The organism is Volucribacter amazonae (assembly GCF_029783845.1).
GTDB lineage: Bacteria > Pseudomonadota > Gammaproteobacteria > Enterobacterales > Pasteurellaceae > Volucribacter > Volucribacter amazonae.
The window spans coordinates 1391608-1406573 of sequence record NZ_LWID01000001.1; the positions used below are offsets into that span (position 1 = coordinate 1391608).

13 protein-coding genes are annotated in these 14966 nt (G+C 38.5%); 5 read left to right on the plus strand and 8 right to left on the minus strand.

Going from position 1 to position 14966, the window contains the following annotated elements; all coding sequences use genetic code 11:
* Positions 1-111: 111 nt before the first annotated feature.
* The 4 genes from A6A20_RS06695 to A6A20_RS06710 all read right to left on the minus strand — a co-directional run bounded on the left by A6A20_RS06695 (position 112) and on the right by A6A20_RS06710 (position 5375).
* Complete coding sequence (locus A6A20_RS06695) at positions 112-1053, minus strand: alpha/beta fold hydrolase (protein ID WP_279573761.1); 942 nt, start codon at positions 1051-1053, stop codon at positions 112-114.
* Positions 1054-1105: 52 nt separating this feature from the next.
* Positions 1106-2215 (minus strand): aspartate-semialdehyde dehydrogenase, encoded by a 1110-nt coding sequence (asd, locus tag A6A20_RS06700; RefSeq protein ID WP_279572713.1) that lies wholly within the window; start codon positions 2213-2215, stop codon positions 1106-1108.
* A gap of 208 nt (positions 2216-2423) precedes the next feature.
* A complete protein-coding gene (locus tag A6A20_RS06705) occupies positions 2424-2963 on the minus strand; it encodes a HugZ family pyridoxamine 5'-phosphate oxidase (protein ID WP_279572714.1) in 540 nt (179 codons plus the stop codon).
* Positions 2964-3200: 237 nt separating this feature from the next.
* Positions 3201-5375, minus strand: a complete 2175-nt coding sequence (locus tag A6A20_RS06710) for a TonB-dependent hemoglobin/transferrin/lactoferrin family receptor (protein ID WP_279572715.1) — start codon at positions 5373-5375, stop codon at positions 3201-3203.
* Positions 5376-5761: 386 nt separating this feature from the next.
* Here A6A20_RS06710 and A6A20_RS06715 point away from each other — a divergent pair, with 386 nt between their 5' ends.
* The 5 genes from A6A20_RS06715 to A6A20_RS06735 all read left to right on the plus strand — a co-directional run bounded on the left by A6A20_RS06715 (position 5762) and on the right by A6A20_RS06735 (position 10690).
* Positions 5762-6334, plus strand: a complete 573-nt coding sequence (locus A6A20_RS06715) for a TonB-dependent receptor plug domain-containing protein (protein ID WP_279572716.1) — start codon at positions 5762-5764, stop codon at positions 6332-6334.
* On the plus strand, positions 6321-7940 hold the full coding sequence (locus tag A6A20_RS06720; protein ID WP_279572717.1) for a TonB-dependent receptor domain-containing protein: 1620 nt from the start codon (positions 6321-6323) through the stop codon (positions 7938-7940). Before A6A20_RS06715 ends, A6A20_RS06720 begins: the two co-directional genes overlap by 14 nt.
* Before the next feature lie 141 nt (positions 7941-8081).
* Positions 8082-8918, plus strand: coding sequence for a heme/hemin ABC transporter substrate-binding protein (locus tag A6A20_RS06725; RefSeq protein ID WP_279572718.1), 837 nt, complete (start codon positions 8082-8084; stop codon positions 8916-8918).
* 18 nt (positions 8919-8936) lie between these two features.
* Entirely contained in the window at positions 8937-9935 is a 999-nt protein-coding gene (locus A6A20_RS06730; RefSeq protein ID WP_279572719.1) for a FecCD family ABC transporter permease, read from the plus strand.
* 2 nt (positions 9936-9937) lie between these two features.
* Positions 9938-10690 carry an ATP-binding cassette domain-containing protein gene (locus A6A20_RS06735; protein WP_279572720.1) on the plus strand — a complete coding sequence of 251 codons (753 nt, stop codon included), beginning with the start codon at positions 9938-9940 and terminating at the stop codon, positions 10688-10690.
* A 132-nt stretch (positions 10691-10822) separates the two neighbouring features.
* Here the strand turns inward: A6A20_RS06735 and A6A20_RS06740 are convergent, their stop codons facing one another.
* The 4 genes from A6A20_RS06740 to ubiA form a co-directional block, all read right to left on the minus strand.
* Positions 10823-11797, minus strand: coding sequence for a carboxylesterase family protein (locus A6A20_RS06740; RefSeq protein ID WP_279572721.1), 975 nt, complete (start codon positions 11795-11797; stop codon positions 10823-10825).
* A gap of 222 nt (positions 11798-12019) precedes the next feature.
* Entirely contained in the window at positions 12020-13351 is a 1332-nt protein-coding gene (gene hslU, locus A6A20_RS06745; RefSeq protein ID WP_279572722.1) for an HslU--HslV peptidase ATPase subunit, read from the minus strand.
* 48 nt (positions 13352-13399) lie between these two features.
* Positions 13400-13930 carry an ATP-dependent protease subunit HslV gene (gene hslV / locus A6A20_RS06750; protein ID WP_279572723.1) on the minus strand — a complete coding sequence of 177 codons (531 nt, stop codon included), beginning with the start codon at positions 13928-13930 and terminating at the stop codon, positions 13400-13402.
* Positions 13931-14100: 170 nt separating this feature from the next.
* Entirely contained in the window at positions 14101-14964 is an 864-nt protein-coding gene (gene ubiA / locus A6A20_RS06755; RefSeq protein ID WP_279573762.1) for a 4-hydroxybenzoate octaprenyltransferase, read from the minus strand.
* Positions 14965-14966 lie beyond the last annotated feature (2 nt).

The window sequence follows — 14966 nt, forward strand, 5'->3', positions numbered from 1 at the left end:
TTGGGCGAAATTTTATCGGCAATTTTATGGATATTCAAGCAATCCTAAGGGAAAGTATTCTCGTTAAAATAAGACAAGGCGGTACAACGAGGATTGCTAATATTTTAAACGCTAATTGGCAAAAAAATCTTGTATATAAGCGATCACAGGCTGACGAATACTGTCTCGTTCAAACAAGATTTCGTGTTTTGCTTTTGCAATAAGTTGTAATTGTCCTTGTGGCAAAAGTGCGGTCAATTCTGGCAAAGTTTTATTACAGACCACACTGTCCTTTTCCGCTTGTAACAGCATAAGGGGGATTTCAATGCGTGGCAAAAGTTTGTTAAGTTGTTTGATCGCTATGGCTGATAAATGTAACCAACGGAATGTCGGCCCACCTAGACGTAAGTGATGATATTTGCGTTGGATACGATTGTGCCAACATATTCTGGTGCGACAGGTGCTTAAATGATTATTGTTTAAGTTAGCGGGGGCATAATCTCCCTTGCCAAAAACATAGCGTTTTCCTTGCCCCAATAGCATCATAACATTAATAATCAATTCATCACTATAAGGACGAGGATAGGGTATGGCAAAAAATGGCGAGGAAAAAACCGCTTTATCAATATGATGAGGATAATTGGCTAAATAAAAACTACTAATCAATGCGCCCATCGAGTGAGCGAGTAAAAACTGTTGTGAGTAAGGATAAAGTGCGGTCAAATTTTCAATTAAATTTGCCATATCTTCCACATAAAAGCGGAAATCATCAATATAACCTTTGTGTTTATCCTTTAGTAAGCGTTGCGAATAGCCTTGCCCTCGATGATCAAATAATAATATATCATAGCCTTGTTGATAAAAATCATAAGCCACTTCTGTCCATTTGAGGATATTTTCTGCACGCCCATTGGCAACGATCAACAACTTTGTCGCTTTTGCATTATGATTAAAATGACGATAGGCAATGTTGATCCCCTTTTTACCTTGAAAATATTGCAGGGGAAATCGCTCCGCAAAAGGGAGTAAGGTTTGTAAGGCAAATTGGGAAAAATGGCTATCAGGTATTTTCATTGTCAAAAATAAGGGCGTATTGCTACGCCCATTATAAGGTACTAAAATTAATTTACACTAATTGGGTAAGAATACGACGAATTGGTTCAGCCGCTCCCCATAATAATTGGTCGCCAACGGTAAATGCTGCCAAATATTCAGGCCCCATATTTAATTTACGTAAACGCCCAACTGGTACGCTAAGTGTGCCTGTTACTTTCGCTGGGGTTAATTCACGCAACGTGGTTTCTTTATCATTTGGAATGACTTTAACCCATTGATTATGGCTGGCAATAATTTGCTCAATTTCAGCAAGTGGCAAATCTTTTTTCAATTTAATGGTAAAGGCTTGGCTATGGCAACGTAACGCCCCAATCCGCACACATAATCCATCAACAGGAATAGGATTATCACTTAAACCTAAAATTTTATTGGTTTCTGCATAGCCTTTCCATTCTTCTTTGGTTTGTCCGCTGTCTAATAATTTATCAATCCAAGGAATTAATGAACCACCCAATGCCGCCCCAAAATTGGCGGTTGGGAAATCTTCAGCTCGCATCGTAGCCGTTACTTTACGTTCAATCTCTAAAATGGAAGAAGCAGGATCGGCTAATTCTGTTTGTACGGCATCACGCAATAATCCCATTTGTTCCAACAATTCACGCATATTTTTTGCCCCAGCTCCACTGGCTGCTTGATAAGTGGCAACGGATACCCATTCCACCAAATCTTTTTCAAATAAGCCACCAATAGCCATTAGCATTAAACTGACAGTACAATTACCGCCCACAAAGGTTTTGATACCTTGTTGTAAGCCGTCTGTGATGACGTGTTGATTAACAGGATCTAGCACGATAATGGCATATTTTTCCATACGCAAGGCAGAAGCCGCATCGATCCAATAACCGTCCCAGCCAGCTGCACGCAATTTTGGATAGACTGCATTGGTGTAATCGCCCCCTTGGCAAGTAACAATAATATCTTGGCTTTTTAATGCCTCAATATCATTTGCATCTAATAAAACCCCTGCCTCTTTGCCTGCAAAGGTTGGGGCTTTTTGCCCTGCTTGCGACGTGGTAAAAAAGGTTGGTTGAAGATTAGCGAAATCATTTTCTTCTACCATACGATCCATTAACACCGAGCCGACCATACCTCGCCAGCCCACAAATCCCACTTTTTTCATAATATAGTCCTTATGGTTAAGAGTTAAAAAAGAAATGTTTGCATAGGGTTAATTAATTACAAGATATAGGGGATAAATGCAAGTAGTTTTTTTGTTATTTGCAATAGTTGCGTACTTTATCATTATTCTTATAAACAAGTCGCCTCTTTATTCCACATTTACCCCTAAAAAGCACTTTTATTGTTTATTCAATAATAACAAATGCCCATTATTGGCTAACACCCTGCTCGCTTTGTGGCATATTCTTATGCCCACCACGAATATGGATTACCTTACCCTCGTTATCCAGTCTAAAGGCTTTGCCAAAACCTTTGACAAATAAACCATCTAAAGGGGTAAAGGCAAATAAATTAAAATCGCCTAACTCGCCCAATTCATCAATACGTTCACCATAACGCTGTTGTAATTGAGCTAAAAAATGTTGTCCTTCTTCCGTTTCTTTATCTACTAAACGAGCGATAGCATTCATCGTCAAACGCTTACGAGCAAACAATTCACGTGCAGTTTTTTCATCTTCAATCAACATTAAAGAAACACTATTCACTTGTTTGAGGTTACGAGCGTGTTTCGCCATATCTGAAATCAGTACCACATATTGATTATTATCATAAATAAAAGGGGCATAGCTTGCATTTGGTACACCCTCTTGATCAACCGTAGCAAGATGAAGGGTTAAACATTGTTCTCTAAATTCAGCAATGTCCGTATTGATTTTATTATTTAATACTTCTTGGCGATTATTGTCCATAATTGATAACCTCGTTGATTTGTTTAAATTGAAACGACTATAAAATATCGTCCGTATTATATAACATTGTTTGAAGCAAACAATTAAAACTGATAATTATTTTTATTATGCTAAATTAAACATAACATAGCTCGGTCAAAGTGCGGTCAGTTTTTGAAATTTTTTTGCGATAAGTTCTCTAACTTTGCTAACGGCAAAGTCAGAGAACAAACAGTGAAAAAATAACGCTAAACCCCATTAAAATTCATAACGCACACCAAGATTAAAATTGCGTCCCGGTGCGGTGTAAGCATCGGCATTATTTGCATTAATCACTGTGGTATTATCGCCATTAGCTGAGGCGTCCATAATCGCAAAATAAGAAATATCCGCCCAATTCCAATATTTTTTATCAAATAAATTATTAATATTGGCGGATAGGGTTAAATCGCTAATTGGTTTCCAATATACCCCAAGATCAACAAGATTTACGCTACTTGTTGGGTTATAAATTGAACCATTAATATCCTTATCTTTTTTGCCTTTAATATGGGTTATTTTCACATTCGCCCCAAATTGGGCTAATTCATAACTTAAACCTGCGGTAAGTTTTAATGGTTGCACCGAGTTAATCGGGGTAGTAACGCCCTCATTGATGGCTTTCCCTTTAGCATAAGCTAAACCGCCTGCAAGGTGAAAATCTTGATAGAAATTCCATTTCCCTTCCATGGTTAAACCATAAATTTTGGCTTTATCCAAGTTATCATACTGAATAAAGTAGGTATAACCTGACATTGCTTTAGATTGCCAATCAATAAAGTTTTTATAACGATTGTAATAACCTGCAATACGGTATTGAATCCGTTGTGTTTTACCTTGAATCCCTAGCTCAACATTATTGGCAATTTCAGGGAGTAAATTTGGATTTCCAACAATCGCATATTGAATAGGTCCATAAGATCCACCATAAGAAGAAGTAAGCTGTTGAGCAGACGGCGTTCTTACGCCACGAGAATAACGGAAATAAGGGGTAAACATATCATCAAGTTGCCAAATAAGACTTAATTTAGGCAATACTTGAGTATCCGATTGCTTGCTTACTGCCACATCATCACTGCCCCATTGATAATAACCGCCGTCCATAGAGGGATTTAAGCGATAATATAACAGCGATAAATGCGGAATAACCACGAAATTACCAAAGGCAAATTCATCTTCCACATAAAGGCTCGCTTTAAGTTGGGTGGTATCTGCTGACGGCTTATCATTGGTTACTGTGCCATAAGCAGGGCGTTGACGACTTAATTTATTGGTTAAATCAGAATAAGCGAAGCTGACGCCATAACGTAAAACTTGTGGTAATTGGCTATTTATTTCGCTGGTTAAATCTGAACTAAAGCCAAAGGTTTTATCTTTGGCTTCCGCTTGTTCAATACGGTAAGAACTGGCAGAATTACGTTGACGATAATTTTGGATAGTAGAATTTTGCAAATATACTTGGCTAACCGCTCGCTGTAACCAGCCTGTATCATTATTGTATTCATGCCCTAAGGATAAACGAGTACGATTGACCTGATCTTTGGTAAACCCCGAAGTTTGCGTTCCTGTTCTCGCATCAATACTTTCCCCATTTGCTGATAATAAATCGGTATTCGTGGTTTTCCGTTGATGCTCAAAGGTTAATTTCAAACGGTTAGCCTGATCCAACCAATAAGCATTTTTCGCTAACACATAACTATTCTTATAATCCGCAGGATTTGCTTTAGTACGAGTACTGCCCTCTCCACCAATATCGCCATGATTTTTGGTTTCGTGTCCCCAGCGTCCTGTGGTTAAAACCATACCCTCATAACGCTCATTTCTTGCCGCCCCAGCGAGACTTACATAAGCCGAGCGATCAACACTATTATAGCCTGTTGCCACAAAACCACCTAGATTGCCTCGCTTAATCAAATCGCTAGGCTCTAAAGTGGCAAAATCCACACTGCCCGATAAGGTTTGAGCCGAGCCACTATAATTGACTTTTGCCGCTCGCAATGCCGTTGGCTCAATATAATCCCCTCGTCCAAATTGCATACCTAAACTGACAAACAATTTATTTTCCTGTGTTTCCGCTAAGGGGATACCGTCTATTGACATTGCCACTTGGTTACCTTGCAAACCACGAATATTCACACCATCATTGCCTGAACGAGTACGTTGTAAATTATTCACCTGTACATCTAATTGGTCAGTAAATAAATCTTTTAAATCTCGCACTTGTTTACGATTTATATATTGTTGATCGATAACCACTTCATCAATATTTTGGTTATCTTTTTCTTCTAATACAGTAATTTCAGCCAATGCCGCACTCGGCTCAGCCCATGCGTACCCCCCCCCGGCTAGGATAGAGCCTGAGGCTAAGCAAAAAGTAAAATGGTGTTTTTTCATTATCTCAATTCCTTAAATTTAGATGATTAAAATTGATAATTATTTTCATTTAAAAATAAATGATACGCAATGGGATTTGTGTCTAGTTGTGTAATAGTTCTGAGTTAATTTGGTAAATTTACGTTAACTAATTATGCAAAATAACCCCAAAATATACCGCACTTGAATGTTATAGTTGTTCTACTTTGAAAGAATACTAAGTTGGCTTATCCTGTTTTATAGTCGTTGCAATTAAAATGGCTGTAACCACACGCATAATTGTTAAACAAAACTTAAATTAAATGTTAAATAAAAATAACTGACATTTTAATGGATTAACTTGCAAAAGATAGATTTATTAAATATAGTAACCATTCTCATTTTCACTAAAATAAAAAGGATTTACTATGCGTTATTCGTCAATTTACTGTTTGTTATTTGCTGGTTTTGCCACTGGCGTAATGGCAGAAACAGAACCTAAGGAAGAGACCGCTAAATTAGCCCCTATTATCGTGAAAGAAGAAGATAATAAGGATTATGTGCCTGGCACAACGGTGGAACAAATTAAACAAGCTACCTCATTACGAGAATTATTTACTAATACCCCCGGTGTTACTTTTATTGGTGGAGATGGTGGCATACTTGAAGATGTAAAAATTCGTGGCGTTGGTGGCAAAGCCAATGATATGGGAGTAGGTAGTGGGCGTGTAGCTTTAGAAATTGATGGTATCCCTGTTCCCCCAAGTTTTAAATTTGGGCATGAAGATACCAAAGGACGTGCCTATTTTGATTTAGCCAATATTAAAACTATGACCGTTTCTCGTGGAGCAAGTTTTTCTCCAACATCAACAGGTTTAGCGGGAACAGTATCTTTAACAACCCGCAGCGCCAAAGATGTATTAGTCAACAACCGTCCAGTCGGCATTGAGCTAGGGGGGGGGGTACGACGCCCGTTATCACGAGCAAATGAAGCACGTTAGTGGGGCATTTGATACTGATATTATCGGCTTGTCTGCTTTAGTATCCTATACGCATCGTCAATCCTCTGAAGCCAAAACCCATTCTGACTATCAAAAATTATTGACCGATTATAAACGCCGTAGCGAAGACTTTTTTACCAAATGGCAATGGGAATTAAATGAGCGAAACCATTTTACACTACAAGCCGGACGTTATCATAGCACACAAAAAACGCCACCTAAACTGACCTCTTTTGGCACAACAGAACCCCCTAAATTTACCGATACTAGTCGTAAATTTATTTCGGTAAGTGGTAGCCATTTAATTAATTTAGGCATACTTGATAAACTTTCTTGGCAAACCAGTTGGCAAAAAACACAAACTGAATTCTCAAACTATATAAACCAACCACTTGGTCCTATCTTTGCCCCTATTGGACAATTAATTAACCGTACAGGTACATCTTTTAATTTAAAAGGTTATTACGGTAACATCATTGCCGACAAAGTGTTTAATACCGCAACGTTAGAACATAATTTGTCCTATGGTGTAGATTGGGGAAAAGAAGATTTAGAACAAATAAAATCCTTGTTCAATTCACAAACTTTATTTGGAACAACAACAAACAGTAATCGTGAACAATCCTATATCCCTCGCAGTAAACGCAATAATATGGGTATTTTTATTCGTGATCGAATTCATTTTGGAAATACAGGTTTTAGCATCACACCTTCTCTAAAATGGCAAAAATTTAAAATCAAAGCAGATGAAAATAGTTTTGATCGCTTAACAGATACTAGCGAGGAAATTTACCGTACTTATAAATATACCCCATTAAATGTAGGATTATTATTTGATTGGCAAGTCAACCCTGAACATTTACTTTCCTTAAACTTAGCACAATCAACACGCGTACCAAGTTATACGGAAACCAATGTGGCAGATTATTTCCATTGGCCAGCAGAACCTAATCCTGATTTAAAACCTGAAACTGCAAGAGCAATTTCTTTAGCTTGGCAATATCATAATGATTGGTTAGAGCAAAATATTACCCTTTCTCATACTCGCTATACCGATATGATTTATATGAATATGCAATATTTGCAAATTACCTCTACTGACTGGATGGTAAGATTGGAAAATGTGCCAAAAACGAGAGTTAATGCACTAGAATATTTTGCCAAAGTGAATTTTTCTTGGATTAATGAAAGATTACGTGGTTTAACTCTTGCCACCAATATAGCTTGGGCAAAAGGTAAAGATACTCATCGCAATCAACCGCTTAATAGTATTAGCCCATTAGAGGGAAATGTCCGTTTAGGCTATGCTACCCAACATTGGGATATGTTTGTGCGTACCAACTTCGCTGCTAAGAAAAAAGAAAAAGATATTGGTTCAGATCCAGTTTATGGTGGAAAAGTTGACCCAGTAGCTGGTTATGCTACTGTTGATCTTGGTGTGAAATATGAACCAAGCAAGGCTTTCAATGCTTCATTAACCCTTTATAACTTATTTAATAAACAATATTTACGTTGGGACGATGTAGCTGGTCGTAATGGAAGTTACCGTAATGATTTTTGGCAACCCGGCAGAGCTGTGGGCATAGATTTTGCTTATCGTTTCTAAAATACAGTAGAACAACGATACAATTATTCACAAAATCAATAAACCGCTATATGGCGGTTTATTCTTTCTAACCCCCAACCATTGACTTTTTCAATAAAAAGAAATGATAATAATCCTTATTTATTTTTAGAGGAAAGAAAAATGTACCGTATTATTTTATTTTGTTGCTTAATATTACAAACCAGTGTTACCTTGGCACAATCGCCTACTCGGATTGTTTCTGTTGGCGCTGGGGTAACCGAGTTATTATTTGCCTTAGGGGCTAAATCCCAAGTGGTTGCGGTGGATTCTACCAGTCGCCGTTTTGCCTCTGAAAATCATTTGCCGGTATTGGGTTATCAACGCCATTTAACCACTGAAGGGGTATTGTCTTTACAACCTGATTATCTGATTGGTAGCAGTGAAATGGGGCCAGAAAATGTGCTACAACAATTAGCGCAAGCTGGGGTTAAAGTAATTAAACTTGATAACCCCCATAACAATGTCAAAGATTTGATGCAGCATATTGAGCAATTAGGGCAATTATTGGATAAACCACAGCAAGCCGAGCAGTTACTTGCTGATATTCAACAACAACTCGCTCAATTTACTTCGCAAGCCCCACAAGGCTTAACAGGATTAGGTTTGGTATTAGCCGAAAATAATATTATGGCGTCAGGGCAAGATAGCACTATGGCAAGTATGTTTAACTTGCTACATATTGATAATCTCGCTAACCAACAAGCAAATTATTATCCTTATTCAACAGAACAAATTTTATTACAACAACCAAAAGTTTTGTTGGTGGCACAGCGTAGCCTTAGCCAAGATTTAGACGAAACGCTCAATAAATATCCGTTTTTGAACCAATTAAGTGCGGTCAAAAATCAATGTATTTTTACTGTTGACGGGCAAGCCTTACTTGGTGGATTTAATCTGACTACCTTAGCAGAAACGCAACGCATTATGCAGGGTATCACAACCCATCATTGTTTATAGCCCTTGGTTGCCAAAGCTATGCGTTATTCCCTGTTTTTATTTATCGGCTGGGCAATTTTGTTAATGTTATTTCTGCTTTCCCTGTCTGTGGGGGCGGTGTCCCTTGACCTTAAACAAAATTTTCTGGCGTTATTTGGACAAGGTAACTCGCAAGTGGTGTTTATTGTGCAACAATTACGCCTACCAAGAACCTTACTTTGCCTATTGATTGGTGCAATCTTAGCTATTTGTGGCTCAGTATTACAAGGGTTATTCCGCAATCCATTGGCTGATCCTAGTGTTATTGGGGTAAGTGCTGGGGCAGCTTTAGGGGCAGGCATTGCTATTGTGTTAATTCCCAGTGGCTTGTTTTTTTGGCAAACTCATCTTATTGCCATATTTGCTTTTATTGGTGGATTAATGGCAACGTTATTTGTATATAAAATTGGACGCAGTGAGTTCGGTTCTGACGTGAAATTAATGTTATTAAGTGGCATTGCCATAGGTTCGCTTGCCTTTGCTTTTTTAGGGATTTTGCAATTTATCGCTAACGATAGTGCATTAAGGGAATTAAGTATGTGGCAATTAGGTTCATTAAGCCAAGCCAATAGCTACAATATTACACTTTGTGCTATGGTTTTTATCCTGATTTATTGGCGTTTTTCTCATCTTGCCCAAGCCTTAAACGCCTTGTTATTAGGGGATTTAGAGGCTCGCCATTTAGGTATTGATATTGAGAAAGTCAAATACCATTGCATTATTTTTACCGCTCTTGCGGTAGGGATCGCCGTAGCCAGTGCAGGAATTATCGGTTTTATCGGCTTGGTAATTCCGCATATTTGCCGAACGCTGTTAGGGGCAAATCATCGCCCCCTAATCCCTGCAAGTGCCTTATTAGGGGCGATCATCTTATTAACATCAGATATTTTGGCGAGAATTATTGCTCCCCCAGCCGAAATTCCCATTGGCATATTAACCGCCCTACTTGGCACACCCTTTTTTATTTATTTGTTAATAAAATCCAGACAACAGGGGTAAGAATGTTAGTCATTGAACATTTAGCAATTCAATTATCCCAGCAAACCTTACTGACTGATAGCAATTTAACCTTAACCACAGGACAATGTGTCGGTATTCTGGGGGCAAATGGGGCAGGTAAATCTACCCTGCTTAAAACCCTAGGACAGCATCTACCCTACCAAGGCAAGATTTATTGGCAACAACATAATCTCGCCCAATTAAACTGGCAACAACGAGCTAAACAACTGGTGTTTATGCCACAGCATAGTCAGCTTAACTTTGCCTTTAAGGTCAAAGAAATTGTAGAAATGGGCTTAATGATGCACCCCAATCTTGAAACGAAATACCGTTCAGCCTTAATCAAGCAAGTAATGCAATTATTTGAGATAAACCATTTAGCCCATAGCAATTACTTACGGCTTTCTGGGGGCGAAAAACAACGGGTACAAGCAAGTAGAACTTGGTTACAAATTTTAGCAAGTTCTGAAGAAAAATTGGTCTTATTGGACGAACCTACCAGTGCGTTAGATCTTAAACATCAACATAGCTTTTTACAAGCCACACAACAGCTTGCAAAACAACATTTAGTCTTAATTGTATTACATGATCTTAATTTAGCCGCCCGCTATTGCGATCATTTAATCCTAATGAAAACAGGCAACCCATTACGCTATGGCTCAACTGAACAAATGCTTACCACCGCCCATATTCAGGATCTGTACGGTTACCAAGCAGAAATCCACCATATTAATGGGCAGATTTGGGTGAGATAACAAAATATATAGCGTTTCAATTTAAAATAAGACAAAGCAGTACAAAGAATAGAGCAAAGCGTGCCAACACTGTATTATTTTAAAATGGAACGACTATATATCGCCACCATAACGGTGGCGATAACAGCAAAATTAATCTTTCTTCTGGGACAGCAACCAATCTCTTACTGCTGGCAATAAATAAGCATAATCAAAGGAATACATATGATCGCCTGCTTTACTATTTACCTCAATATTCTCTGGCAATACACTACCTGCGGTAAATTGCACAAAATTAATTGGATAGCCCTCGGCAATTAATTGCTGTACTTTGGCATTTTGTTCCGCCTCTGGTAACTTAGCGGAAAATTCAATTTCGCCATATTTTACCCCGAGCTGATGAAATAATTGCCCTAATTCCGCCATACCTTTTGAGGCTTTCGGATCGCCTGCGGAAACAATATAGAAGAATTTTTCTTTTGCCAAAGGTTTTAACACATTCACGTCCCATTGACTTCCCACAAACAATGAAGCCGCAAATAAATCAGGGTGAGTGGCATTAAAATAGAACGACATCATACCGCCCATAGATTGCCCTGTGGTATATAAACGATTACGGTCAATATTGTAACGAGACACCACATTTTCTAATAAATCTAGGGTCGTGGCTACCTCATCAGAAGTTTGCCAATCGTCATTTACCGCCGCCTGTGGTCCAGCATAAGCAGGAACAAGTACAAAGGTCGGTTGTTTATCCTGCACTTCATCAGTTGCCCAAATAATCCCCCCATAACCTTGCATTAAAGGGGCTTTAACGCCTTTCCCCACTGTGCTTGCATCAGCCATAAACATCACTAAAGGATATTGTTGGTTAGGATCATAGTTTTTCGGAATATAAAGGTTATATTCCATAGTACGCCCTGTTTTTTCATCTTTAAAACTTAATTGTTGAAAACGTGGGGCGATTTGTTCACGCAAGGTTAATAACTGCTGATCATAACTTTTATCTGCCCCACCATATTGTTTTGACCAAGCAGGATTTTGATTATCCGCAGTCGGCGTATCTGCCAACACTTGCCCGCCCATTAACATGGCAATTAAAGCAAAAATAAGTGGTTTTTTCATCATACTTTTCCTTCTATAAGAAATAAATTTTATTGTGGTTAAAGGTTATATTTGTCCAAAGTATAACCTTTTATGCTTTAACTAATCTCGCTTGAGGGTAAATTTTTGTATAAGTCTTAATAAGAATAGTGCAAAACTTTAAAAAAATTAACCGCACTTATCCAATAAGTGCGGTCAATTTTTCAATAATTTTTTATGCGATAAACATTATACCGCCATAAGAAATTATAAAATAAAACGACTTAAATCCTCATTCTCAACAATAGTGCCGAGAGCATCGCTTACATAATTGGCATCAATCAAGACTTTTTCGCCACTCATATCGCTAGCATTAAAGGAAATTTTATCCATTAAACGTTCCATTACTGTATGCAAACGGCGCGCACCGATATTCTCGGTTTTTTCGTTTACATGGAAAGCCGCCTCGGCAATTTTCGTAATGGCATCTTTGCTAAACTCAATATTCACCCCCTCAGTTGCCATTAAAGCAACATATTGTTCGGTTAAAGAGGCATTAGGCTCAGTAAGAATACGTTCAAAATCGCCAACGGTTAATGCGGATAATTCCACACGAATAGGTAAACGCCCTTGTAATTCAGGGATTAAATCTGATGGGCGAGCCACTTGGAATGCCCCTGAACAAATAAATAAAATATGATCGGTTTTGACCATACCATGTTTGGTATTGACCGTTGACCCTTCCACTAAAGGCAGTAAATCTCGTTGTACCCCCTCACGCGAAACATCAGCACCAGAATGTTCTCCTCGGCGGCAAATTTTGTCTATTTCATCAATAAAAACAATACCATATTGCTCAACGGCTTCAATGGCTTTATCTTTTAGCTCTTCAGGATTAAGCAATTTAGCCGCCTCATCATCAATCAGGGCTTTCAACGCATCTTTGATTTTCATTTTGCGTTTTTTGGTTTGTCCACTGGATAAATTTTGGAACATAGACTGTAATTGGTTAGTCATTTCTTCCATACCCGGTGGTGCCATAATTTCTACGCCCATTGAAGGAGCTGCCACTTCAATATCAATTTCTTTGTCGTCTAATTGCCCCTCACGCAATTTCTTACGGAAAATTTGGCGAGTATGGCTATGATTATCCGTTTCTTCTGCTTGTCCCCATTGATTTTTGGCTGGTGGTAACAGGGCATCTAAGATACGCTCTTCCGCCGCCTCTTCTGCACGAAAACGGTTTTTCTCAATTTCCGTTTGACGTACTAATTTCATTGCACTGTCGGTAAGATCGCGGATAATGGAATCCACTTCTTTACCCACATAGCCCACTTCGGTAAATTTGGTTGCCTCTACCTTAATAAAAGGGGCATTGGCTAATTTGGCTAAACGGCGTGCAATTTCTGTTTTACCTACCCCAGTAGGTCCAATCATTAGGATATTTTTTGGGGTAACTTCGTGGCGTAGGGCATCAGGTAATTGCAATCTTCGCCAACGATTTCGCAATGCAATCGCCACTGCACGTTTGGCATCAGCTTGACCGATAATATGTTGATCTAATTCTGAAACTATCTCTCTAGGGGTCATTTCCGACATCTGTTTTTTCCTTTTATTCGCTAAACTTACAAATTAATCCTATTAAGATTAATCCTTGGATAATTCTTCAATGGTGAAATGGGTATTGGTAAATACACAAATATCCCCTGCAATTTTTAGTGATTTTTCCACAATATCTCGTGCGGATAATTGGGTATTTTCCACTAAGGCACGTGCCGCAGAGAGGGCATAATTGCCACCAGAACCAATGGCTAAGATCTGATCTTTTTCAGGTTGCACCACATCGCCATTTCCTGTGATGATTAAGGATTCTTCGGCGTCCGCAACGATTAACATTGCCTCTAAACGGCGTAATGCTCGATCGGTACGCCATTCTTTGGCTAATTCCACCGCACTTTTTAATAAATGCCCTTGGTGCATTTCCAGTTTACGCTCAAACAGTTCAAATAAGGTAAATGCGTCAGCAGTTCCGCCAGCAAATCCTGCCAGCACTTTGTTATTATAAAGCCGTCTTACTTTACGGGCATTGCCTTTCATTACGGTATTACCTAATGATACCTGTCCATCGCCCCCCACAACCACATTGCCATTACGGCGTACACTCACGATTGTTGTCATAGTTTTTCCTTTTACTTTGTTAGTCAACGTTGCAGTAATACTACGTTGGCTTGCTTTGTCTTATTTCAAATTAAATTGAAACGACTATATTTCTCAAATCATTACTGCGTTTGTACGCAAATCGCTATACAGGAATATATGGTTTCGGATATGGAAATTTCAATGCAAGATTAGTAAAAAATACCAAATAAAATGGCAATAAACATCAACATACCAAAATAATTGTTATTTAAGAAAGCCTTAAAACAAGCCTCTCTTGCTCGGCTTTTGGTTAATTTACATTGATAAATAAAACAAGTGGCAGCAATGCTTAAACCAATAAAATAACTGGGGTGTAACTTCGTTATTATACCAATGCTAATTAACAGCAATAAGCTGATAAATTGCAATAAAGCGATCACTTTATTATCATATTGAGCAAATAAAATGGCAGTAGATTTAACCCCTATGCGTAAATCATCATCACGATCCACCATAGCATATTGGGTATCATAAGCCACTGTCCAAGCAATATTTGCCATAAATAATAACCAACATTCAAGGGGGAGATATTCAATGCTTGCCCCATACGCCATCGGAATAGACCAGCCAAATGCCGCCCCAAGAAAGAACTGAGGCAAATGGGTATAGCGTTTCATAAAGGGATAAATAATCGCTAATAACACCGCAACAAAGGATAACGCAATAGTATAAAGATTAAGAAACAACACCAAAATAAAGGCAATAAAAATCAAGACAATAAATAAGCATTTTGCCTCTTTGGCGGTTGCTCTGCCTGTGGCTAGAGGGCGTTGTGAAGTGCGTTTAACTTGACCGTCAATATGCCGATCGGCGTAATCATTAATTACACAGCCTGCCGCACGCATCACAAACACCCCCAAAACAAAAATAACGAGGGTAAAAAAATCGGGAACGCCTTTATTAGCAAGGAACAACGCCCATAAAGTTGGCCATAGCAAGAGTAGTGAACCAATAGGGCGATCAAGCCGCATTAATTGAGCATAAGCAAGGAATTTATCTCGAGTAAAAACCATAA